General features: G+C 62.4%; 20 protein-coding genes. 12 read left to right on the top strand and 8 right to left on the bottom strand.

Features of this window, described 5'->3' with window-relative positions; translation table 11 throughout:
- Positions 1-12 precede the first annotated feature (12 nt).
- The 3 genes from CXR02_RS20110 to CXR02_RS20100 are packed head-to-tail and all read right to left on the bottom strand — an operon-like array spanning position 13 to position 2,949.
- Positions 13-1,128 carry a mandelate racemase/muconate lactonizing enzyme family protein gene (locus CXR02_RS20110; RefSeq protein ID WP_104063591.1) on the bottom strand — a complete coding sequence of 372 codons (1,116 nt, stop codon included), beginning with the start codon at positions 1,126-1,128 and terminating at the stop codon, positions 13-15.
- 25 nt (positions 1,129-1,153) lie between these two features.
- The gene (locus CXR02_RS20105) at positions 1,154-1,933 is read right to left on the bottom strand and encodes a CoA-transferase subunit beta (RefSeq protein ID WP_104063590.1); all 780 of its coding nucleotides are present in this window, start codon (positions 1,931-1,933) and stop codon (positions 1,154-1,156) included.
- Positions 1,930-2,949, bottom strand: a complete 1,020-nt coding sequence (locus tag CXR02_RS20100; RefSeq protein ID WP_104063589.1) for a CoA transferase subunit A — start codon at positions 2,947-2,949, stop codon at positions 1,930-1,932. Before CXR02_RS20100 ends, CXR02_RS20105 begins: the two co-directional genes overlap by 4 nt.
- Positions 2,950-3,112: 163 nt before the next feature.
- On the opposite strand from CXR02_RS20100, the gene CXR02_RS20095 reads away from it, so the two are divergent.
- The 3 genes from CXR02_RS20095 (at position 3,113) to CXR02_RS20085 (ending at position 6,706) form a co-directional block, all read left to right on the top strand.
- Entirely contained in the window at positions 3,113-4,039 is a 927-nt protein-coding gene (locus tag CXR02_RS20095; protein WP_219816460.1) for a LysR family transcriptional regulator, read from the top strand.
- 242 nt (positions 4,040-4,281) lie between these two features.
- Positions 4,282-5,760 (top strand): Nramp family divalent metal transporter, encoded by a 1,479-nt coding sequence (locus CXR02_RS20090; RefSeq protein ID WP_104063588.1) that lies wholly within the window; start codon positions 4,282-4,284, stop codon positions 5,758-5,760.
- Positions 5,761-5,836: 76 nt separating this feature from the next.
- On the top strand, positions 5,837-6,706 hold the full coding sequence (locus CXR02_RS20085) for an NAD(P)-dependent oxidoreductase (protein WP_181037306.1): 870 nt from the start codon (positions 5,837-5,839) through the stop codon (positions 6,704-6,706).
- A gap of 61 nt (positions 6,707-6,767) precedes the next feature.
- Here CXR02_RS20085 and CXR02_RS20080 read toward each other — a convergent pair whose 3' ends face one another.
- Together CXR02_RS20080 and CXR02_RS20075 are read right to left on the bottom strand one after the other, a co-directional pair.
- Positions 6,768-7,868, bottom strand: coding sequence for an NAD(P)-dependent alcohol dehydrogenase (locus CXR02_RS20080; protein ID WP_104063606.1), 1,101 nt, complete (start codon positions 7,866-7,868; stop codon positions 6,768-6,770).
- Between the two features lie 58 nt (positions 7,869-7,926).
- On the bottom strand, positions 7,927-8,235 hold the full coding sequence (locus CXR02_RS20075) for a hypothetical protein (protein WP_219816462.1): 309 nt from the start codon (positions 8,233-8,235) through the stop codon (positions 7,927-7,929).
- A gap of 85 nt (positions 8,236-8,320) precedes the next feature.
- Here CXR02_RS20075 and CXR02_RS20070 point away from each other — a divergent pair, with 85 nt between their 5' ends.
- Together CXR02_RS20070 and CXR02_RS20065 are read left to right on the top strand one after the other, a co-directional pair.
- Positions 8,321-8,896, top strand: a complete 576-nt coding sequence (locus CXR02_RS20070) for a TetR/AcrR family transcriptional regulator (protein ID WP_104063586.1) — start codon at positions 8,321-8,323, stop codon at positions 8,894-8,896.
- A gap of 166 nt (positions 8,897-9,062) precedes the next feature.
- Positions 9,063-9,704: an NADPH-dependent F420 reductase gene (locus CXR02_RS20065; RefSeq protein WP_104063604.1), complete on the top strand. Its 642-nt coding sequence runs from the start codon at positions 9,063-9,065 to the stop codon at positions 9,702-9,704.
- A gap of 117 nt (positions 9,705-9,821) precedes the next feature.
- Here the strand turns inward: CXR02_RS20065 and CXR02_RS20060 are convergent, their stop codons facing one another.
- From CXR02_RS20060 to CXR02_RS20050, 3 genes are read right to left on the bottom strand one after another with little or no spacing between them, the layout of a single operon-like run.
- Complete coding sequence (locus CXR02_RS20060; protein WP_258061144.1) at positions 9,822-10,928, bottom strand: NAD(P)-dependent alcohol dehydrogenase; 1,107 nt, start codon at positions 10,926-10,928, stop codon at positions 9,822-9,824.
- A 32-nt stretch (positions 10,929-10,960) separates the two neighbouring features.
- Positions 10,961-12,412 carry an aldehyde dehydrogenase gene (locus tag CXR02_RS20055; protein WP_104063584.1) on the bottom strand — a complete coding sequence of 484 codons (1,452 nt, stop codon included), beginning with the start codon at positions 12,410-12,412 and terminating at the stop codon, positions 10,961-10,963.
- 59 nt (positions 12,413-12,471) lie between these two features.
- On the bottom strand, positions 12,472-13,830 hold the full coding sequence (locus CXR02_RS20050) for an aromatic acid/H+ symport family MFS transporter (RefSeq protein WP_258061143.1): 1,359 nt from the start codon (positions 13,828-13,830) through the stop codon (positions 12,472-12,474).
- Positions 13,831-13,997: 167 nt separating this feature from the next.
- Here CXR02_RS20050 and CXR02_RS20045 point away from each other — a divergent pair, with 167 nt between their 5' ends.
- The 7 genes from CXR02_RS20045 (at position 13,998) to CXR02_RS20015 (ending at position 22,964) form a co-directional block, all read left to right on the top strand.
- Positions 13,998-14,831: a PaaX family transcriptional regulator C-terminal domain-containing protein gene (locus tag CXR02_RS20045; protein ID WP_104063583.1), complete on the top strand. Its 834-nt coding sequence runs from the start codon at positions 13,998-14,000 to the stop codon at positions 14,829-14,831.
- A gap of 121 nt (positions 14,832-14,952) precedes the next feature.
- Positions 14,953-16,527, top strand: a complete 1,575-nt coding sequence (locus CXR02_RS20040) for an FAD-dependent monooxygenase (RefSeq protein ID WP_104063582.1) — start codon at positions 14,953-14,955, stop codon at positions 16,525-16,527.
- Entirely contained in the window at positions 16,520-18,556 is a 2,037-nt protein-coding gene (locus CXR02_RS20035; RefSeq protein WP_104063581.1) for an acetate--CoA ligase family protein, read from the top strand. The genes CXR02_RS20040 and CXR02_RS20035 overlap by 8 nt, the downstream gene beginning before the upstream one ends.
- Positions 18,553-20,226, top strand: coding sequence for a (2,3-dihydroxybenzoyl)adenylate synthase (locus CXR02_RS20030; protein WP_104063580.1), 1,674 nt, complete (start codon positions 18,553-18,555; stop codon positions 20,224-20,226). The genes CXR02_RS20035 and CXR02_RS20030 overlap by 4 nt, the downstream gene beginning before the upstream one ends.
- A gap of 7 nt (positions 20,227-20,233) precedes the next feature.
- Complete coding sequence (locus CXR02_RS20025; protein WP_104063579.1) at positions 20,234-21,358, top strand: cupin domain-containing protein; 1,125 nt, start codon at positions 20,234-20,236, stop codon at positions 21,356-21,358.
- Entirely contained in the window at positions 21,355-22,176 is an 822-nt protein-coding gene (locus CXR02_RS20020) for a fumarylacetoacetate hydrolase family protein (protein WP_104063578.1), read from the top strand. Before CXR02_RS20025 ends, CXR02_RS20020 begins: the two co-directional genes overlap by 4 nt.
- Positions 22,176-22,964 carry a maleylpyruvate isomerase family mycothiol-dependent enzyme gene (locus CXR02_RS20015; protein WP_104063577.1) on the top strand — a complete coding sequence of 263 codons (789 nt, stop codon included), beginning with the start codon at positions 22,176-22,178 and terminating at the stop codon, positions 22,962-22,964. The genes CXR02_RS20020 and CXR02_RS20015 overlap by 1 nt, the downstream gene beginning before the upstream one ends.
- Positions 22,965-22,967: the final 3 nt, after the last annotated feature.

The raw sequence follows: 22,967 nt of genomic DNA, 5'->3' as shown, positions 1-22,967 counted from the left end.
AGGACTTACCGATTATGAGGTCGGGGCGCCGTCGACGCGGTAGAAGGCGAGCTTTTCCTCGTCGATCCTCGCTCCAACGCCGGCACCCTCCGGTACGTGTATCCGGCCTTCCCGGATGACGAGTGGATCGGCCAGGAGATCGTCGGCCATGTCGAGGAAGTTCGAAAGCTCTCCTGCACGGCGACTTGTGGCCTCATGCGCAGCGCCGAACACCACTGTGGCAATGGTCCCGATCTGAGTGTCGATCTGGTTGCCCATGTAGACGTCTACACCGAGTCCGGTGGCCAGTCCCAGTATTTCTTGGGACTCAGTGAAACCGGTCCGTGCAGTCTTGATGCAGAGGCCGTTGCAGCCACCGGAGAGCAGCTCACGTGAAGCATCCCCTGCAGTCGGCACGCTTTCATCACCCACGATCGGGATCGCTGACATCTCCACCAGCCGACGGCGGCCCATGGCTTCCTTGGCGTCGCAGGGCTCCTCGAGGAAACTCAGGCCGAGGCCCTCAGTACGGTGCAGAACTTCAATTGCTTCGTTGGCCGTCCAACCGCGGTTGGCGTCCAGATAGAGTTCCACGTCCTCGCCCAGCCCCTCGCGCAGTACATGGCACGCTTCGACGTCGAGGGCCAGCGGGCGCCTGCCCACTTTGAGTTTGAAGGTGGTGATGCCGTAGTCCTCACCGAAGCGCTGGGCTTCTTCGAGTAGCACCTCGGGCTCTTTGAAGCCGAGCATATGGCTGACCCGCATTGAGGGGGCAAAGCCCCCCAGGAGGCTCCAAACTGAGCTGCCCGTAGCCTGGCCGATGATGTCCCAGAGGGCGATGTCGATTCCGCCCTTGGCCGTGTTGTTGTGAACCGTCCGTCGAAGCACCTGTTGGACCAACTGGCGGCGAAACGGATCCAACCCAGTCAGTGCGGGGGCAAATATGCCGTTGATGACAGCGACGATGGAAGCCTGCGTCTCGCCGTATGTGTAGGGCCGGGGCGGAATGTCCGCCTGGCCGATGATCCCGGTATCGGTGTGGATCCGCAGCAGGACGTGGTCTGCCGTCGTGACTTCGCCACTGGCAAACTTTAACGGCCTGACGTAAGGGATCTCGTAGGGAATTGCCTCTATGCGTTCAATCTTCATGTCCGTGATGTTCTCTCTGTGGCTGTCAGCGGAGGTAGACCCTGCGCGGGTCGATTTCATAACGCAGCAGCCGGAGTTCTTCGGCTGTGGGTTGAGGTGTGACCCTGAGGTCGTTGGAGACTTTAAGGTCCCATCCGGTATTCTCGCGGACCTGCTCAACGGAAATACCTTCGTGGACGGCCGACAGCTGTAGCTCATCATGCACACCCGAACGCGTAAGGATTCCGAGCTCCGTGATGACCTTCGTCACGCCTGCTCCCCTGACCCGGCCGCCCTCAGCAAGTGCACGGTCCGGCCCTGGCGAGGTGCAGAAGTCCAACTGCTCCACAAAGGTGCGGGCATCATGACGGCGCATCACGACGAAGACTTCCTTGGAATTAGCAGCCACTTCGACGGCTCCGCCCGATCCGGGCAGCCTCACCTTGGGCTTCTCCCAAGGCCCGATCACAGAAGAATTCAGGTTGCCCCACTTGTCGATCTGCGCTGCGCCAAGGAAACCGACGTCGATGTGGCCGCCTTGGAGGACGTAGCCGAACAGGACCGGCATTGAAAGAACTGCCTCAGCTCCCGTAATGAGGACGGCGTCTGCAATCGTTTCAGGAAGGTGGGAGGGATGGGCCCCACAGACACCGGACTCGTAGACGATTTCGAGATCAGGGGCGGAGGTCATGCTCGCCAGCGATACTGCAAGAGTTGGGAGCCCGATACCGGCGAAGACCGTGTTGCGGCCTGCCAGTTCTCTCGAGGCGACGACGGTGAGCAGCTCGGTGGCGCTGATGCTTATGTCGGGGGCCAATGAGGTCATTGCGCTTCCTTAGTGTTGTCTCCGGCGCTGTCGGCCGACTCTAGCCGTGTTCCATAATTGACCTGACCGCTCAGGGCCTGTCCGACGCGGAGTCGGGCTAGCGCGCCTTCGCCAAGCTTGGCCAGATACTCTGCGTGATCTTTGGTCCCGTATATCCACTCCTCCATCCATCTTGACAGGCTGACCGGGTCGGCGCTGATGCCTGACCATGAACGGTAAAAGTCGTTGTCCCGGTCGGAGTACCCCTGTGAAAAGGACGGATGGGTGGCCCCGGGGCATTCAACAACAGCATCCACGGCGAGTGCCGGAATCACGGTTCGGTTCGGGTCCGCCCTAATCACGTCGTCGTCAACGATTTCCTCAACGACGACTATGGCGCGTTTGGCCGCGAAGACTGCTTCGGCCTGAATTCCTGTCAGGCCCCACATCTGTGTGTTTCCTGACCGGTCAGCCCGCTGGGCATGCACGATGGTGACGTCCGGATTGATAGGGGGCACCACGTAGATTTCTTCGTACAGCCCGTCCTCATCGGGATAGGGGGAGGAGACCTTGCGCATGCCTTTCTGGATGCTGGGAAGGTCGGATCCGAAATAGGACCGGAGAGGGTAGAACGGTAATCGTTGCGCCCCGGCCAGGTAGCGGCAGATCATTCCGTAGTGGCTATATTCCTGGTAATCGAGCGGGGCGGGCTCCGACCGTTCCACGCGTCGGCGCAGCTCCCCCAAGGATCCGGCCGAAGAGTTGCCGACGAACGAGGACACAAGTGTGCTGATGCATCCGCCAGCCAGCATTTGATCCACGACGATGTCCGCGGTCATGCGGACCAGCGTCAGATTCTTCCGGCGCTGGCGGATGATCTCATGGCCAGCGGCCGTAGGTATCGCGTGCGTAAAGCCCTCAATTGCCACGACGTCGCCGTCGTGCACGAACCGGGCAATCGCTTCCTGCATGGAAAGCGCTTTGTTTTTGGTCCTGCCGGGGGAAGCCCCCACTGGCAGCGTGGTCGACGCTGGCATGGTCAACTTGGAACTCCTTCGATACGCAGGGAACGTCGCGTCCTGTTGCTCTACCTTCCCAAACGAACTTATTTGACGTCCAATACCAATAAGGGTCGACGTTATCTATGCTTTAGATATATCGACCGGTGACGCGACCGCCGCGCACGCCGCGTGGCCTCTTATGACCGACAACCACAACGAGGGGCAGGCAGTGGAATTCAAGGAACTCGAGGCGTTCGTCGCCGTGGCCGAAGAACTGCATTTCAGCCGTGCGGCTGAACGGCTGCAAATTGCGCAGCCTCCGCTCAGCTACCGGATCCAACAACTGGAAAAGCAACTCAAGATCAAGCTTTTTAATAGGAATACGCGCTCTGTTACGCTCACGGACGCCGGCGAGAGACTCCTCGGCCCGGCCCGCAGGGTCCTCGCCGACGTCGAACTGGCGAAGGCGGCCGCGCACTCGCTCACGGCCGGTGAATCGGGCCGCGTTCGCCTGGGTTTCGCGGGGGCTTCAAGCAGCAAGATCCTACCGCCGCTGGCCCAGGAGGTTCGGCGACGTTATCCCGGCATCGATTTTGTACTGCAGGGGCAGGTCTACGCCTACGCAGCCTTGGACCAGGTGGTCAGCGGCCGTCTTGACATGGGCTTCGTCCGACTCCCAATCAACCACCCTGACGTCAGTTACCGAATAGTCGAACACGAGCGACTTATCTGCGCCCTCCCCTCTTCGCACCCACTCGCGCGGGAAAAGGAAGTCTCACTTGAGCAGCTTGCCGACGACCCGTTCATCAGCTTTCCGGCCGAAGGAGGCTCCTCCCTGCGGGCCGCCTTGCTCGAGTCCTGCGCACGAGTGGGGATCACACCGAGGATCGTGCAGGAGGCTCCCGATTCCTACACGATTCTTGCCCTCGTGGCGGCCGGTGCAGGTGCCACTCTGACACTTACATCCGTGCAACATGTTCAACCCACCGGTGTGACATATCTGCCGATTGCCGGGGAACCAATCTGGCTTCATGCCGCCATCGCGTGGCGTACTGACAACGCATCGCCGGCCCTGGCCCGCGTCCTTGAAGTTGTCGACGAAGTTCTCCCAGGGCCTGTCGCTTAACGCTATCCCCACCAAGCCGCACTCGATATATCTAGATTTCTAATTGAATGATCGCTCATTGGTATTTGTGTTAGATAGCTGGCGGTCCGTAGCCTTCTCGTAGGAGCTGTTACGAAAGTCACACCCGGCATCCATGCCGGATGCGGCAGCAAGCAGCGCTCCACCAGCCACAGCGACGCTGCCGCCAATGCCGGCAACAGCGAACGCGCTATAGGACACCTCGACGAGAATGAGCCAAGGCCATGAAATTGAATGATCCCCAAGCAGCCAAGGGGCTGGAGGGCAAAGAAGCCTCCGGTTCCGCTGGCCGTGAGAAAATGGGCCGGCTTCCGGCCCTGCGCTGGGCAGAGCTGCCCAAGCCCGTAGGACTCCGTAAAATGCTCGGCCCGGGCATCATCCTGGTAGCCGTCGGCATCGGATCGGGCGAATACATTTCCCACCCTTACATCACCAGCCAGGTTGGGCTGACCTTCCTTTGGGCCGCAGCAGTCGGGCTGGGTCTTCAGTACTTCATCAACACTGAGGTAGCACGCTACACACTCGCCACGGGCGAAACGGCCGTTACCGGATTCACGCGACTCTGGCGCGGCTGGGCTCCGCTGTTTGTCATCATGACCGTAGTTCCATTCGCCTGGCCCGGCTGGATGAGCAGCGCTGCCACCATGGTGACCTTCACCGCCGGCGGGCAGGGAAGTGTCCAATGGATCGCTGTCGGCGGCCTCGTCATCATCGGGCTAGTACTTACCCTCTCGCCGATCGTCTATAAGACGGTGGAGAAGATCGAGTTCCTGAAGGTCATCGCGATCCTGGTCTTCGCCGTCGTGATTATCCTGTTCGTCATCGGCTGGGAACCGTGGGCCGCGCTGCCCGCGGCGACTGTCCAGAGTGCCGGGCGCATGCCCGAGGGCATCCCGGCAGCGTTCCTTGTCACGGCTATGGTCTTCGCCGGTGGCGGGGGCGCGCTCAATCTGACCGTCAGCAACTACATCCGAGATAAAGGCTGGGGCATGGGAGCCCATGCACCGCGAATTGTCTCGCCGATCACGGGCCACGAAGAAGCGGGCTCTGCCACGGGGACGCAGTTTGAAATCACCCCGGAGAGTGAGGGGCACTGGAAGATTTGGTGGAAGAATGCGAAGACCGAACAGTTCTGGTCCTTCTTCGTCATCGGCCTGTTCACCATCGTGATATTCTCGCTTCTCGCCTACCGGCTGATGCCCGTTGGTAGCTACCAAGGCAAGGGCGACCTGTCGTTCATTCAGGTGCAGGCCAACATCATCGGTGAGCAGTTCGGCGGCCCGCTGCAGACGTTCTATCTGCTCATCGGCACCGTTGCGCTGATGTTCGCGAATCTGGCAGTGGTGGATATCGTGGCCCGTGTTGTCGCCGACGTTCTTGCTGTCAGCTACCTTCGTGACCACAAGTTCTGGACCGAAGCAAAAATCTACAGCACCTGCGTATGGACCATGATCGTGCTCGGCGTCATCATCCTCAGTGTGGGCGTCACTCAGCCCATCACCCTTCTTGCCATGGCTGCAATCCTCAACTGCGGGGTCATGGTGGTTTACTGCGCACTCCTCATCCGGCTGAACCGCCGCCTGCACAAAGTAGTCCGCATCAATCGCCCGCGCATCGCAGCCCTGGGCATTGCAGTCCTCTTCTACTCAGCGGTTGCCATCTTCACCACGGTCACTCAGATTCAATCCCTCACGGGCGCGTAAAACCATGAGGCGTGACCGGGCTTCGATGCCCGGCCACGCTTCCTGCGCGTTCCCACCACACGAAAGGATGCTTGGCATGAGCACCCCCCAGATCACCTTCATTGGCGCCGGTGCCATCGGCCTCCCCATGGCCGTGCGAGCCGCCGCGGTAGGCGCCGTAACAGCCGTAGATACGTCAGCTGAGCGTCTCGCGGAAGCCCGCTCGCACGGACTCCAGACGTCAGAATCATTGGCTGCAACCTCCCCCGCCGATATCGTGCTGGTCATGGTGGCGACGGCACAACAGGCCGCAGCAGTCCTGAACGGACCTGATGGCGTCTACGCAACGGCGGACCCCGGAGCCGTCGTCGTCGTCCTCTCCACCCTAGGCCCCGACGCCATGCAGAAGCTGGCGGCCGAACGCCCAGCCGGAGGCCCCGTGCTGCTGGACGTTCCGGTTACCGGAGGAATCCCGGGGGCAGTTGCCGGAACCCTGACCCTTTTTGCCGCCGGAGACCCGGACGCCATCGAGCAAATACGACCCGTGCTGGAGACGATGGGAAAGGTGGTCTTTTCCGGGCCCAATGTGGGCGACGGACAGTCCTACAAGATCGTCAACCAGCTCCTGGCCACCAGCCAACTGGTAGTAGCCGCGGAAGCCCTCGCCTTCGCCGAACGGCTCGGCCTCGATACCGGCAAGGTCTTCGACGCGGTAAGGGGAGGCGCCGGAGGATCCTGGATGCTGGAAAATTACGGCCCCCGAATGCTCGACACGAACACCGCTGACATCGCGGCACGCGTAGACATCTTCCTCAAGGACGCAGCCCTGGTGGGCGAGACGGCAGAGCGGATTGGCTTTGAAGGCGAGATGGCAACAGCGACTGTCGCCGTCCTGGAACGCGCTGTTGCCTTGGGGCTCGCAGCCCGCGACGCCTCCAGCGTAATCGACGTCTACCGGCAAAAGTGACCCCGCGGGGTACGTCCCCCTCACGCGGCAAAGCTTGCTGAGCGAGGGGGCGTCCCGCTGGCTAGAAGACGATGACCGGCTTGATCGTCTTCCCGCTCTTGGAATCCTCGAAGCCTTGGTTGATATCGTCAAGAGCGTAGTCATTGACGAGCTTCTCGAAGGGAAAACGGCCCTCTTTCCACAGCTGGATCAGCCGTGGAATAAAGACCTGTGGGACGGAGCTGCCCTGGACCACGGTTTTAAAGGTCCAACCTTTCACAAGCGAAGCGCCGATCTCGAAACTGACCTCAGTACCAGGCTTTGCCGCGCCAACCAGAGCGACCGTTCCGCGAACGCCCAGTGAATCGGCTGCCTGACGGAGGAGCGCAGGAATGCCAGTAGTGTCCACCACATAGTCAACTCCGGCGTCAGCTGTGATTTCTCGGAGCCGATCCGCCAGATTTTCCGTCTTTGAGTTTATGACGTGAGTGGCACCGAGCTCGCGGGCGAGCTCCAGGCGGGCATCGTGAATATCGACGGCGATGATGGTGGCACAATCTGCCACCCGTGCCGCCATGACTGCGGCGCAGCCGACAGCGCCCGTGCCGAAAACGGCAAGCGAAGACCCGATTTCAGGCCGAAGCTCATTGAGGACGGTGCCTGCACCCGTGTTGATGCCACAACCGAGTGGACCCAGGTGCTCAAGAGGGACATCCTTGTCAACGCGGACTATGGATTCTTCGACCACGTTTGCGTGGGTGGCGAAGGATGACTGGCCAAAGAAGTGGGACGAAATGGCCTCGCCGTCCTTACTCAGTGCGGTGGCACCGTCCAGACGGCGGCCGCCGAAATCGGCAGCCATCAGGTTCTCACAGTAAGCCATCTGGCCGTTCCGGCAGCGCTTGCAATGGCCGCAGTATGCGGCTGCCAACACCACATGGTCGCCCGGCACCACCGAGACAACCGAGTCGCCGACCTCCTCGACGATGCCGGCCCCCTCGTGGCCGAGAACGGCGGGCAGCGGGGTGGGATAGATTCCATCGCGAACGAGAGTGTCCGTGTGGCAGATCCCGGTCGCAACCATGCGGACTCTGACTTCGTTGTGTCGCAGGGCGTCGAGTTCAAGCTGTTCAATGGTGAATGGTGCGCCGTTCTTGCGCGCGACAGCGGCAGTTATCTGCACTGCAATCTCCTTCTCAATGATGGCCGGGATGAGCAAGCACCCCAAGATTGCGAAACCGCTAATTGCGTTTCGCGCGGCGCTGCGCTCTGGTGCGCGTCGCCCGTCCTATCTGGGTCTGGAGCAACAAGAGGCGCGGCACCGCGAGGTACACGGCAGTGGGGACCACCACAAGGGTCAGTACGAACGCTCGCAGGACCGGATGCCACTGCGGAACCAATGCTCCCAGCGCGCACATCCCCGTGGCCGCCAGCGGAAATATCGCCAACCAGGTCACGACGGCCCTCACATGCACGGATGCCATACCGACGCCCCTGTGATGATGCACGTCGATTTCGTCCGCTGCAAGCGCCTTGCCGTCGTGCTCCACTCAATCTCCAAACGTTTGGTTGGAGTTGATATTACTGAGCACGGCCGTGCAAATGCAAACGAACGGTTGGAGATAAAATGGCGGCATGGCCTGGGACACTGACGCGACACGAGAGAAGATCCTTGATGCAGCTATTGCCGAGTTTTCAGAACGCGGCTTCTCCGGTGCACGCATCCATCAGATCTCCCAGAACTCAGCGTGTAATCGCGAACGGATCTACTTCTATTTCGGCGGCAAGACCCAACTCTTCGAAGCGGCATTGACGCACCAACTCGTCACCGCCTTGGACGACCTTCCCGTCATCGGCTCAGGCCCCGAAGCCATTGCCGATTTCGCGGGCCGCTACTTTGACTTTTCCAGAAGCCGGCCAAGTCTCGCACGACTAACTTTCTGGGAGGGTCTCGAGCGGGGCCACCCTGTCGGCGCCGAGGGCCGGGCCCTCCATTCGTCGAACAAGGTATCCGAGATCCGTGCCGCCCTCCCCGCGATAAGCGAAGCCGGCGCTGAGGACCTCCTGCTGGCAATCGTCACTCTGTGCCATGCCTGGATATCGACCCCGAACGTTCATCTCGTTATTACCGGCGAGCCGGACGAGGAACGCAGGCGCGCAGCCATCATGCGGGCCAGTGAACTGCTGGCTTTCGACGCAGGTACGGACTAGACGCCCTCAGCTACTCGGGGCAAGTGGCCAGGCAAACGGCCAGCAAGATACTTGACGCTTCAACTTTCCTGCCCTATATTTAATTGTAGCTTCAAGTATCGATCCTCCAGAAGAACAGAATCCGATGAAAAACCTCCTTGCCCGCGTATTCGGAAAGAAGAGCCCCATGACGAACCTGACAATCATTGGAAACGGCAACATGGCTCGTGGCATTGCCACCCGCGCCCTCGCCGGCGGCCACACGGTTGAGATTCTCGGACAAGACGCGACCAAAGCGCGGGAGCTTGCCATCGAGCTTGGCACCGGCGTCACCTTCGGCACGACGGACGATGCCCCCCAGGGTGACATCGTGGTGTTGGCCGTGCCCTTCGACGCCGCCAAGTCGGTCGTCAGCGCCTATGGCGAAGCTTTGGCCGGCAAGACCATCGTGGACATCACCAACCCCGTGAACTTCGATACATTCGATTCCCTCGTTGTGGAACCAGGCAACTCAGCCGCCGAAGAAATCGCCCAACTCACGCCGGCAGGTTCGAACGTCGTGAAGGCCTTCAACACGACCTTTGCGGGCACCCTGGTTGCCGGCGAGTCAGGTGGACTGACGCTGGATGTCTTCATCGCCGGAGACAATGCGGGTGCCAACGCGGCCGTCAGCAACCTCGTCAGCGGCGGCGGCATGCGCCCGCTCGTCGTCGGTCCACTAAAACGCGCACGGGAACTCGAGGGCTTCCAGTTCGTCCTCATGACCATGCAGGCAAACCCCGAGTTCGCCGATTTCAACTGGGACACTGGCCTCTTGGTCACCAAGTAGCTCCACCGGGCGACAGCCCCCGGATGCAGGAAGAGGACGACGGCGGGTACGCACCCGCCGTCGTCCTCTTCCTGCGCGAGGATCACGAATCCTAGCCGTCAGGTGACTACCAGACTGCTAGAAGACAATGACAGGCTTGACGACCGTTCCATTGGCGGAGTCCGCGAAGCCCTGGTTGATCTCACTCAAGGCGTAGTTGCGCATCAGCTTGTCCATGGGGAAACGGCCTTCCTTCCACAACTCGATGAGCTTGGGAATGAATACCTGGGGCACTGAGCTGCCCTGGATCACGGTCTTGAACGTCCAGCCCTTGACCAGCGAAAGCCCAATTTCAAAAGAGACTTCCGTTCCCGGCTTGGCAGCACCCACCAGGGCCAGGGTCCCCCGGAGGGCCAGCGCGTCGGCGGCTTTGCGGAGCAGCTCGGGCCGGGCTGTAGTGTCGATGACGTAATCAGCTCCGCGGCCGTCCGTCAGGCGAAGAATTTCGTCCGTGAGGTCCCTTTCCTGCGTGTTGATGGTGTCCGTCGCTCCGAGTTCCTTGGCGAGATCCAGCCGGGAGGTGTGGATGTCCACTGCGATGATGCGTGCGCACCCCGCTACGCCGCCGGCCATGATGGCCCCGGATCCTACGGCTCCGGTGCCGATGACCACGAGCGTACTGTTCAACGCGGGCTTAAGTTCGTTGAGCACCGCACCGGCTCCGGTCTGGATGCCGCAACCCAAGGGTGCAACGATCTCGAGCGGGACGTCGGAACCGACCCGGACGACGCTTTCCTCGACGACGTTGGCGTATGTGGCAAACGATGACTGGCCGAAGAAGTGGGAGGAAATCACTTCGCCGTCCTTGCTCAGTGCCGTGCTGCCGTCAGGCCTCCTGCCGCCGAAGTCTGCCGCGAAGAGGTTCTCGCAGTACGCCATCTCGCCGGATCGGCAGCGGTCGCATTTTCCGCAATATGCGGCCGCGAGCAGTACATGGTCGCCTGGCTGCACCGTAGTGACGGAAGACCCTATCTGCTCCACAATTCCGGCCCCTTCGTGTCCAAGGACGGCGGGCAAGGGTGTCGGATAGACCTGGTCTCGGACGATGGCGTCCGTGTGGCACACGCCAGAGGCCACCATCCTTACGAGCACCTCATTCGGACGGAGATCGTCCAGCTCAAGCTTTTCAATCGTGAGTGGCTGCCGCGGCTCACGGGCCACTGCTGCGGTTACCTGCATAGTCATGTCTTTCCTGTTCGGATACGTCGGCTGTTGATTCAGAACGGGTACTGCTGATCGGACTGCTCCACAGTGATCCACTTAAGTTCCGTGAACTCGTTGATGACTGCCCGGCCATCGAACCTGCCGTAGCCGCTGTTCTTCATGCCGCCGTATGGAGCCTGGGCCTCGTTCTGGACGGTTGCCCCGTTGACATGGACGTGTCCTGCCTGAATTCGCATGGCAACCTGCAAGGCCCGGGTGCTGTCAGCGCCGAAAACGGCGGCGGCAAGGCCGTATTCGGTGTCATTTGCCACCTGGACCGCCTCTTCGATGCCAGGGACGCGGACTACCGTGGTGATGGGACCGAAGGTTTCCTGGTCGTAGATAGACATTTCCGGGCTTACCTTGTCGATGATCGTGGCAGGCATTGCAGCACCGTTGGCACGGTCACCGACTACAAGCTCAGCACCTTTGGCCAGTGCGTCATCGATGAGTGCGTTGATGCGTGCGCCAGACTCTTCGCGGATCATGGGTCCGACGATGCAGGTCTCGTCCGTGAAGGGGTCTCCGGCGCTCAGCTGCGCCGCGCGTGCCGCGAACTTCGCGACAAATTCGTCGGCAACACTCTCATCAACTACGAACCGTTCGGTGGACATGCAGATCTGGCCCTGGTAGAGGAATGATCCGAAGACAGCCGCATTGACGGCGCCGTCGATGTCGGCGTCATCGAGGACGACGAACGGTGCCTTGCCGCCGAGTTCAAGAAGTACGGGCTTGAGGTAGCGGGCAGCCTTTTCGGCAATGATGCGTCCTACTGCTGTGGATCCGGTGAAGTTGATTCGGCGAACCGCCGGATGCGCGATGATCGCTTCCACCACCCGGTCAGAGTCCTCAGCGGTGCTTGTCAGGAAGTTCAGGACACCGGCGGGTACGCCGGCCTCGTGCAAGACCTCCGCAATGATTGCGTGGGTCCGTGGGCTGGTTTCCGAGGCTCGGAAGACCACCGTGTTGCCGCAAACGATGGGATAGGCAAGGGCCCGGGCTGCGAGCACGCCGGCCCCGTTCCAGGGTGCCATGCTGAGGACCACGCCGGCGGGCTGGCGCACAGTCATCGAGAGTGTGCCCGGCTTGTCCGTCGGAAGCGTCTCACCCTGAATCTGGGTGGCAAGTCCAGCGGCTTCGCGGAACAGCTGCGCCGTGAGGAACACATTGAATCCGGCCCAGAGCTGTGCCGCACCAACTTCCGCCATCATCGTTTCGATGAACTCCGGGCCGCGTCGCTCCATGATCTCGGCGGCCTTCAGCATCACGGCGCGTCGTTCGCTGGGACCGGTGGTGGACCATGTGGCAAATGCCTTCGAGGCAGATTCAACAGCATCGAGTGCGTCATTCACATCTGCTGCAGCGCTCTCGGTCACGAGTGCGCCTGTCACCGGGTGCCGCCGCTCAAAAGTCTTGCCTTCGCGGCCGGCACGAGCCTGGTTGTCAATGATGAGTTGCGTTTGCAAGGGGGTCTCCTTAGTTGATGCCGGTCCGGCCGGCATCGGTGTGGTCGGCTATTTGGTTCTTAGTGATGGGTATTGTTGCTGGTCGTATCAGTCGCGGGGGTTTCGCCAGTAGTAGTTCCCCGCGTTGCCGCGTCGGGTAGGCCCGGTACGGTCAGAACGGCTACTACGCCAATGCCGGCGGCGATGGCCCACACGGAGAAGTTGATGAAGTTGCCGAGTGCAGCTGCCACGAGGACGCCACCACCGGAGATCGCCAGTACTGCGCCGATCCGCCCCACGCCCAGCGTGATTCCGAGGGCGGTGGCTCGGGTTGCGCCGGAGAAGTACGTGGCAACGAAGCCGTTTACCAGTATTTGCGCTCCCACTGATCCGAAGCCGACAACTGCCACCAGGGCGTACATGGCCACGAGAGGCATGATGCCTGTCCCCATCAGGACAAGGGCGATTCCGGAGCTGGCAAAGGCGACGGCCGTTACCCGGCGGGGACCGAACCGGTCAGCCAGACGGGAGGACACCAGAACACCTACGACGGCTCCAATGTTGACGGTGAGGAGGAATGTCAGCGAAGAAGCCAGAGAGTACTTGGCGATGATCATGAGCTGTGGCAGCCAGGTATTCAGCCCGTATACGAGCGTTTGGCCACAGATTCCGGCCAGGCAGAACAGGATCATTGCGCCAAGCAGGCGTCCAGTCAGGAGCGTGCGGAAACGGCCGGGTTCGGGGGCGTCGGTGTGAACCCGTGCCGGCGGCAGCAGTTCGAGCCCGTATTCGGCGACGATGCGTTCCGCGTTGGCCCGGTCACCTTTCGCTGCGAGGAAGGCCGGGGACTCGGGAAGGTATTTGAACAGCAGCGGGACAACGGTGACGAGTGGAATACCGCCCAAGGCGAGCATGCCCTGGAATCCCAGCGACGGCAGGAACGCGAGAGCAAGAAGTGCGGCGAGAATGCCTCCGACAGCGTAGCCGGAGAACATCAGGGCGTTATTGAAGTTGCGTCGGTTCGACTTTGAGAACTCCACGGTAAGTGCGATGGCCGTCGGGATGACACCACCGAGTCCGAGGCCTGCCAGGAAGCGGAACAAACCAAAGAGTTCAGGGGTCGGCGCCCAGGCGGTCAAGAGCATCAGCGAAGAGAAGGCCGCGATGGAAACCATCATGACCTTCCGGCGGCCGACGATGTCGGTGAGGTATCCGATGAGGATGGCGCCAATAAACATGCCAGCCAAGGCGTAGCTGCCGATGGCACCGGTCTCCACCGGCGTCAGGCCCCAGGGCTCGTAAGCCAGGAGCTTGGGAACAATGGCGCCATAGACAACGAGGTCATAGCCGTCGAAGACGATGGCAAGGAAACACAAAAAGATGACGACGGCGGGCGACTTGCGCGGGCGGGCCGACGATGATGATTGGGGGAACGTCATTAGGGGCTCCAGGTGATATACACAACGTTGTGATGTGCCAGAGATAGGTGGGTGACCGTCTGTGATCTGACCCACAATCGAATGTAACATGAAAATGTCGTTCGTCAATAGACGTGTTGCACGTTTAGGGATGCATGACTCACCCAGCTGACACTTAGAGGAGTCTTATGCAGTGGAAACCAAGAGCCCTGATCCTGGACCTGTTCGGCGACTACCTTCGATATGCCGGCAGCGAGGTTCGGCTTGCCGACATCACGGAACTCCTAGCGGTCTTTGACATCGAAGCAGCCACAGTCCGCGTCAACCTTTCCCGCCTACGCAAAGAGGGGTGGTTCACTACGAGGCGCATCGGGCGGGAAACGGTCTACTCACTGACTCCCCACATGCTTGAGATCCTCAACGAGGGGCGAGAGCGGATCTTCCGACGTCGGGACGAGACCTGGCAGGGGCGCTGGACCATGGCCATCTACCAAGTCCCAGAAGCCGAACGTGCCGTCCGTGAACAGCTCCGAAAGCAACTCGCATGGCACGGGTTTGGCCAGCTGTCGCCATCAACCTGGCTGAGCCCACACGACCTCATCTCCGAGGTCCGCGAAATCGCCGCCGAGAACCCGCTGGCCAAGGTGGATGCGCTTTGGTGCGGAACCGGCGACCTGCAGGAGGACAGGGGGCTCGCCGCCCGCTGCTGGGATTTGGATCAGCTGGGCGCCGACTACCGGCACTTCATCCACAACTACACCGCCCTGGATAACGAGGCTGTAAATGCGGACAAGGACGGTCGGACGGCCCTCATCGAACGGATGCATGTCATCGGCGACTTCCGCCGCTTCCCGTTCCGTGATCCTTACCTGCCCCGCGAACTGCAGCCCGATAGCTGGCCCAGCAGTGAGGCCTACACCCTGTTCGGTGCCGTGCACCGCCAACTCGGGCCCGCAGCCACGGAATTCATCTCCAGCATCATCGGCCAGTCCGTGGGGCAGGGCCAGGAGGTAGCGTCGTAGACACGACCCCCGCCGGCCATTGAGAAACATGTAACAAATAGTTGACGTTCAGCGCAGATTGGTTACATAATTGCAGTGAGACCTTTCTCACCGATTTTCCAAACACTAGAAGGTGGCATCGATGGCACTTCGCGTAGCCTGCATTGGCGGCGGTCCCGGCGGACTGTTCTTCTCAACCCTGTTCAAGCAAACCGTTCCCGACGCCCACGTCGTACTCTTTGAACGGAACCAGGCCACGGACGCCTTCGGCTTCGGCGTGGTCTTCTCCGACGCAACACTGAATCGGATCAATGATGCCGATTCAGTTGTCCGGGACGGACTCCGGGACCACGGCACGCACTGGGACGACATCGAAGTCTGGCTCAAGGGTGAGCGGAAGTCCTTTGCAGGCAACGGTATGGCCGCCATCTACCGAAAGACCCTCCTGCAGCTGATGCAGGAACGGGCAGCGGAAGCGGGAGTGGACATGCGGTTCGGCCAGTATGTGCCGGACCTGTCACAGCTCGCAGACTTTGACCTGATCGTCGGCGCAGATGGCGCCAACTCATCGACCCGCGAACAACTCGGCGAAGGCCTGGGCCACACAGCCGAGACGGCCGCGGCCAAATTCATCTGGTTTGGCACCAGCCACAAATTCAAGGGCATGACCTTCCTCCACCGGAAGAGCGAGTTCGGCAACTTCGCTGTCCACGGCTACCCGATCAGTAAGGACCTGAGCACCTTCATTGTCGAAACCGATGAGGAAACGTGGCGCCGGGCCGGCCTGGACGAATTCGATGTCAGCCAGCCCCCGGGCCCGTCGGATTTGAAGACTCAGCGGTTCCTCGAAAAGCTTTTCGCCGAGGACATTGCCGGTGAGCCGCTGGTGGCCAACAGCTCCCGGTGGGCGAACTTCCGCACCCGCAGGACCCAGTCCTGGCACAAGGGCAACGTCGTCCTGCTCGGCGACGCCGTGCACACCGCGCACTTCTCCGTAGGGTCCGGCACCAAAATGGCCATGGAAGACGCCATCACCCTCGTCCGGGAAGTCGCAGCCCACCAGGACGACCTCGAAACGGCCTTCACCAACTATGAAGCCGAGCGCCAGCCGCAGGTTGCCAAAATCCAGAACCAGGCACGCGGTGGACTCAGCTGGTGGGAACACTTCGGCAGGTACTACGACTCCTTCGCCCCCACCCAGTTCACCTTCCACTTCTTCTCCCGCAGCATCGACATCGACAAGATCCGCTTGCGCGACCCGGAACTGGTTGCGTCCACGGAGCAGGACTGGCTGGCCCGGCATGCCCACACACCACTGGAAACACCACTCGACGCCGGATCAATCCGGTTCGGCGGGCGCTTACTCTCTCTGACCCAGCAGGATGGCCAGATCGTCCTGACCGGCACGGGGGGCAGTATCGCCCTGGTCACCGACTCGGACTCGGCCGACGCCACCACAGGACTGCTTCTGACCGCACCGGATACTGAAGAGGACTTGGCAACTGCCTTTGCACAATTGCCAGCCCAGGCTGCCGCCGTTGTCATCCAAGGCGGCAATCCATTCACCCGCATCCTCCTTTCGGAGGAAGCCCGGCTTGGACGCGGCCTGACAACTGTCATCGTCGATGACCGCGGACCGGCATCGAACCTGACACTGGTGCTCTCCGGCCGAGCTGACGCTGTTGCCACCGCAAACGTGGAGGCCACCGATGCATAGCCTGACTCCCCTGTTCGCCCCGAGCGGCATCATCGTCGTTGGCGCCTCCTCCAGCCCCGAGAAGCTCGGCGCAGTCATGGCGCAATCACTCTCTAACTACCCGGGTCCCGTGGAACTCGTGAACAGCCGCGGCGAAAACGGCATGCACACCAGCATCGCTGCCGCCGCAGCCGCCATCCCCGGCGGCCCCGACCTGGCAGTCCTCTGCGTTCCTGCCGCCGCCACTGCCCAAGCGCTGCGTGACAGCGCTACCATTGGCGCCAGGGCCGCATTGGTTTGCGCCGGCGGTTTCGCCGAAGCCGGCGGTCCCGGCGTCGAATTCGCACACCAGGTGGAGGCTGCTGTCCGTGACACCGGCATCCGGCTGCTCGGCCCGAACACGTCCGGCTTCTTCGTTCCCCACCGAAACCTGCGCGCCAGCTTCGTGCCCGGCGTCGCCGAACTGGAACCGGGTTCGGTGGCAGTCGTCGCGGCCAGCGGCGGTGTGAACCACGTCCTGGCATTCCACCTCCAGCGCTCCGGCGCCGGAGTCAGCCTCGCCGTCGGCATAGGTGCAGGCACGGACATCACCGCACCCGACGTCCTCGACTACCTGGTCACTGACGAACAAACAAAGGCTGTAGCACTCCACTTGGAAACGGTGTCAGACGGGCCTGCCCTCATCGACGCCGTCTCGCGCCTCAGTGCGGTCAAACCTGTTGTCGCTCTGGTGGTTGGCCGCAACGATGTCTCCGAGTTTGCCCAGTCCCACACCGGAGCGCTGGCCACGTCCTGGCGCACCACACGTGCTGTCCTCAAGCAGGCAGGCGCAGTGATTGTCGACGACGAGAACCAGCTGGTTGCTGCTGTCACCGCGCTGGCGGGGCGCCGGCTAGCGCCGGCTGCAGACCCAGGAGTCGGTCTCATCACCGGACAGGCCGGACCGGGCCTGCTGATCGCCGATGCCCTCCACAGCGCGGGCGTGACGCTGCCGCGTTTGGCGCAGCACAGCCAGGACATCATCGGCACGTTGCTGCCGCCTTTGACCTTTCAGGCCAACCCCGTTGACACGGGCCGGCCGGGACCCGGATACGAGAAAATCGTTGCGGCCGTAGCCAACGACGCGGCCATTGACGTCGTCGCCGTTTACGGGCTGACCGAACCCGTAGCGGACCTGCCACTCGCCGTCGCCAATTCCGGCGTGGCCGGCACGATGCCCTTCGTGATCGGTGTGGACGGGCCCGAAGGCGACCTCGAACGCGCACGGAAGTCAGCTCAACAACATGAGCTGCCGTTGATTTCGGGACCAACATCGCTGGCCCATGGCCTCACCGCCCTCGTGAACGACTCCCGGGGACAGTTCGTCCGCGCCGTGTCAGCTCAGCGTCATTTCACGTGGCCGGACCTGAACGGACCGTGGGATGAGAACCGTGCCAAGGAGCTCCTCGGCGCCCTTGGCATCGCCACGCCCGCTCGGCGCCGCTGCAGCACCCGTGCTGCTGCCCATGAGGCGCTGGCTGAACTGGCGACACCTGTCGCCGTAAAGCTGCTCGATGCCGCCGTTCTGCACAAGACCGAGATCGGCGGTGTGCACCTCGGGGTCAACTCCGCCGAGGCCATGGACCGCGCCCTGGACGGCCTTGAGGCCGCCGGAGCCCGCGAGTTCCTGATCGAAGCCATGGCCCCGTCCGGTGTGGACCTGGTTGTCGGTGTTCGCCGTGACCCCGTGTTTGGACCGATCGTGGTTCTTGGTTTGGGAGGCACCGCGGCCGAGGTCTTCGCCGATATCGCCATCCGTTCCGCTCCCCTCTCGGACCAGGCAGCAGAGGGCATGCCCAACGATCTGCAAGCCCGCGAACTCTTGTATGGCTTCCGCTCCGGGCCAATGCTGGATACAACGGAACTGGCCGGCATTTTGATCAAACTCGGCGATGCCCTCGTCTCCAATGACGCCATCGCTGAGATCGAAATCAATCCCCTGCGCCTGTCCCACCACGGACTCGTGGCGCTCGATGCCGTAGTTATCAATGTCGAGGAGGACAAGAAATGACAAGCCACACCAGCGAGGGCACCACCCCCTGGCCAGCCGACCTGGCCGCGGAGTTCCGCGCCAAAGGCTACTGGGAGGACCGCGCCCTGGGCAGCTACATCCTCGAAACAGCCGACCGGTTGCCTCACAAGATCGCAATCGTCGACGGTGACGTGCGGCTCACATACGCCGAGCTTGCCAACAGAATGGATGCCGCCGCCGAACGCCTCCTCCAGTTGGGGCTGAAAGCGGACGACCGCATCATGGTCCAGCTGCCCAACGGCTGGCAGTTCGCGCTGCTGACCCTGGCATGCTTCCGCGCCGGCATCATCCCGGTCATGGCGCTGCCGGCACACCGGCAATACGAACTGTCCTTCCTGACGGAACTCTCTGAGTCCCGCGCCATCGCCGTCCCGGATGTCATCAAGGACTTTGATCACCAGGCCATGGCCGAAGAACTTGCGGCATCCATTCCTGCTCTGGAGATCATCCTCGTTTCCGGTACGGCAAAGCCACTCAACGTACGGCTCGAGGAGATTTTGGCACCACTAAAGGACGTCTCGGCTACCCGGGCACGGCTGGACGCCGCCGCTCCTTCACCGGACGCACCCGCACTGTTCCTGCTCTCCGGCGGCACCACCGGCCTGCCCAAGCTCATCACCAGGACCCACAACGACTACGCCTACAACATCAAGGCCTGCTCCAAACCCACCGCCGTCACCGAGGACACCGTCTACCTCGGCACCCTCCCGGCCAGCCACAACTTCCCCTTGGCCTGCCCCGGAATCCTCGGGATCCTGTTCGCCGGCGGCCGAGTGATCATGCTGCCAAGCCCCGAACCACGCAAAGCCTTCGCCGCAATCGAACGTGAGGGAGTGACACTTTCGACTGCAGTCCCGGCCGTGGCACAGCGGTGGATCGAATACCAGCAGGAAACCGGCAGCAGCCAGCTCGCCACCCTCGAGGTACTCCAGGTGGGCGGCTCACGCCTCCCGGACGAGATAGCCCGGAAGGTGAAGCCGGTCCTGGGCGCCACGCTGCAGCAGGTCTTCGGCATGGCCGAGGGTCTCATCAACAGCACGCGGCTGGACGACCCCGAAGACGTCATCTGCACCACGCAGGGCCGCCCCGTCTCCGAAGCCGACGAAGTCCGGATTGTGGACGAGTTCGGTGAAGACCTCCCCGACGGCGTCCCCGGGTCCATCCTGACCCGTGGCCCCTACACCCCGCGCGGCTATTACCGCGCGCCCGAAGCGAACGCCCGTGCCTTCACTCCGGACGGCTGGTACGCCAGCGGTGACATTGTGGAGCGCCGCCCCGACGGAAACCTGATTGTCCAGGGACGCGACAAGGACATGATCAACCGGGGCGGCGAAAAGATTTCCGCCGAAGAGATCGAAAGCCTGGTTTACCGGATCGAAGACGTCACCATGGCGGCTGCGATCGCGATGCCGGACCAGGTCCTCGGGGAACGGCTCTGCCTCTACATCACGGTCAAACCCGGGACCGAAGTGACCCTCGAACAGATCCAGGACCTGCTGCGCCGCACCGGTGTGGCAGCCTTCAAAATCCCTGAACATCTCGTCGTCGTGGACGAGCTACCCACCACAAAGGTGGGAAAAATCAACAAAAAGGACCTCCGCGCCGACATCGCCGAACGCCTGGCGGCTGCCGGCTCCCAAGGAAAGTAGGACTGTCATGACCGAGAATCTTACGCATGCCTCCGTTGCCGCCAACCAGCCTGTTCCGGAACCGACCGCAGAAGAGGCTGCCCAGCTCAAAGAGCTGTACACGGATTTCGAAACCGAGAACCTGATTCCGTTGTGGACGCAGATCGGGGATCTCATGCCGATGGTTCCGTCGCCTAAAGCCGTACCGCATGTGTGGCGCTGGAGCGACCTGTACCCGCTGGCTGCCCGCGCGGGCGATCTGGTGCCGGTGGGCCGCGGCGGGGAACGCCGCGCCATTGCCCTCGCCAACCCTGGCCTGGGAAACACCCCGTACGCCACCCCGACGCTGTGGGCCGCGATCCAGTACCTTGGCGCCCGTGAGACCGCCCCGGAACACCGCCACTCCCAGAACGCCTTCCGGTTCGTCGTCGAGGGCGAGGGCGTCTGGACCGTCGTGAACGGTGACCCGGTCCGGATGTCACGTGGAGATTTCCTGCTGACCCCGGGCTGGAACTTCCATGGCCACCACAACGACACGGATGAGCCGATGGCCTGGATCGACGGCCTGGACATCCCGTTTGTGCATTACGCCGACGCCGGGTTCTTCGAGTTCGGCACTGAGCGCGTCACGGACGAGGCGACCCCGCACATCTCCCGCTCCGAGCGGCTCTGGGCCCACCCGGGCCTGCGCCCGCTCTCGGGCCTGGATGACACCACCAGCTCCCCCATCGCGGCGTACCGGTGGGAATACACCGACCGCGCCCTGACCGAGCAGCTGCTCCTGGAGGACGAGGGCCACCCGGCCACCGTGTCCCAGGGCCACGCCGCCGTGCGTTTCACCAACCCGACGACCGGCGGGGACGTGATGCCCACCATCCGGGCCGAATTCCATCGCTTCCGTGACGGCGCCTCCACCGAGGCCCTGCGCGAGGTGGGCTCCAGCGTCTGGCAGGTCTTCGAAGGCCGTGGCAGTGTTGTGCTGAACGGCGAGGTCAAGACCCTGGACAAGGGCGACCTGTTCGTGGTCCCGTCCTGGGCCGAATGGTCCCTGCAGGCCGAGACCGGGTTTGACCTGTTCCGCTTCAGCGACGCCCCCATTTTTGAACGGCTGAATTTTAACCGCACCTACACCGAAGGACGCAAGAACGCATGAGACTCCTCACCCTCCGCACTAAAAACGGCACCAAGGCTGTCCGCCAAGACGGCGACACGCTGACCGAAATTGAAGGGTTCTCCGACGTCGGAGCCCTGCTGAAGGACCCCTCCTGGGAGTCCATCGCCGCCGCTGCCACAGGCGCCACCCACCCGGTCGAGGGCGCTGACCTGGACGCCGTTGTTCCCGCACCGGGCAAGATCATCTGCGTGGGCCACAATTACCGCAACCACATCAAGGAAATGGGCCGGGAAGTCCCCGAGTACCCCACGCTGTTCGCAAAGTACGCCGAATGCCTGATCGGCCCGGACGATGACCTGGCCCTCCCGCAGGAATCCGACACGGTGGACTGGGAGTCCGAACTCGCCGTCGTCATCGGGAAGAAAGGCCGCCGGATTTCCGAAGCCGACGCGCCCGCCCACATCGCCGGTTACGCCGTGCTGAACGACGTGTCGATGCGCGACTACCAGTTCCGCACCATCCAGTGGCTGCAGGGCAAAACCTGGGAAAAGTCCACCCCGTTCGGACCGGCCCTGGTCACCAAGGACGAGTTCAGCGGCGGCCTCATGACCACCGCGGTCGACGGCGAGATCCAGCAGTCCACGCCCACCAACGACGTCGTCTTCACCCCGGAGTTCCTGGTCTCCTATATCTCCACCATCATCACGCTGAACCCGGGCGACGTCATTGCAACCGGTACCCCGGGCGGTGTGGGCCACGCCCAGGATCCCAAGCGTTACCTGCAGGAAGGCCAGATCCTGGTCACCACAATCGAGGGCCTGGGCCAGCTGAACAACCGCGTGGTCAAGGAATCCTGATGGTCGCACGCCACGACCAAACGACGGACCCGCAGCTGCTCGAATCGCTGCTGCAGGCCCGTCGCGGGACCGCGTTCTTCGCGCGAAAGCTCAACGAGCTCTCGGACGCGGACCTCGACGGGCCCTCGCTGCTGCCGGGCTGGACCCGCCGCCACGTGACCGCGCACATCGGCTACAACGCCCGGGCCATCGCACGGCTCATTGAGTGGGCGGCCACCGGGGTGGAAACACCCATGTACGCCTCCCCCGAGATCCGGGACCACGAAATCAATTTCGGGGCAACCCTGCCGCCGATTGCGTTGCGGCACCTCTTTGACCACTCAGCGGTGCATCTGAACGTGGAATGGCGCGACCTGCCCGCCGAGGCATGGCTCCACAAGGTCAAAACAGCCCAGGGCCGGACCGTCCCGGCCGAAGAAACCGTGTGGATGCGCACCCGCGAAGTCTGGACCCACGCCGTTGACCTGGACAACGGCGCCACATTCACCGACATCCCGGTCCCGGTCCTGACACGCCTGCTCACGGACATCACCTCCGCCTGGGCAACCCGCGGCACCGACACCGGGTTGCTGGTCCGGGTCACGGACCAGCAACCGGAACTGGAGTTCGGCAGCGACGGCCCCGAGGCACCCCTGGTGGTCTCCGGAACTCTTGCCGGCGTGGTCCGCTGGGCAACAGGGCGCGGAACCTTCGGCGTCACCGCAACAGGCACAGCCGGCGCACCAAATAGTGCGACCGGGGCACCGCTCGGGTTGCCCGAGGTGCCCCCGGCACCGAAATGGATTTAGCAG

Source organism: Arthrobacter sp. 4R501, from assembly GCF_002929755.1.
In the GTDB taxonomy this organism is placed as follows: Bacteria; Actinomycetota; Actinomycetes; order Actinomycetales; family Micrococcaceae; genus Arthrobacter.
This window is presented reverse-complemented; position numbering and strand designations above follow the sequence as displayed.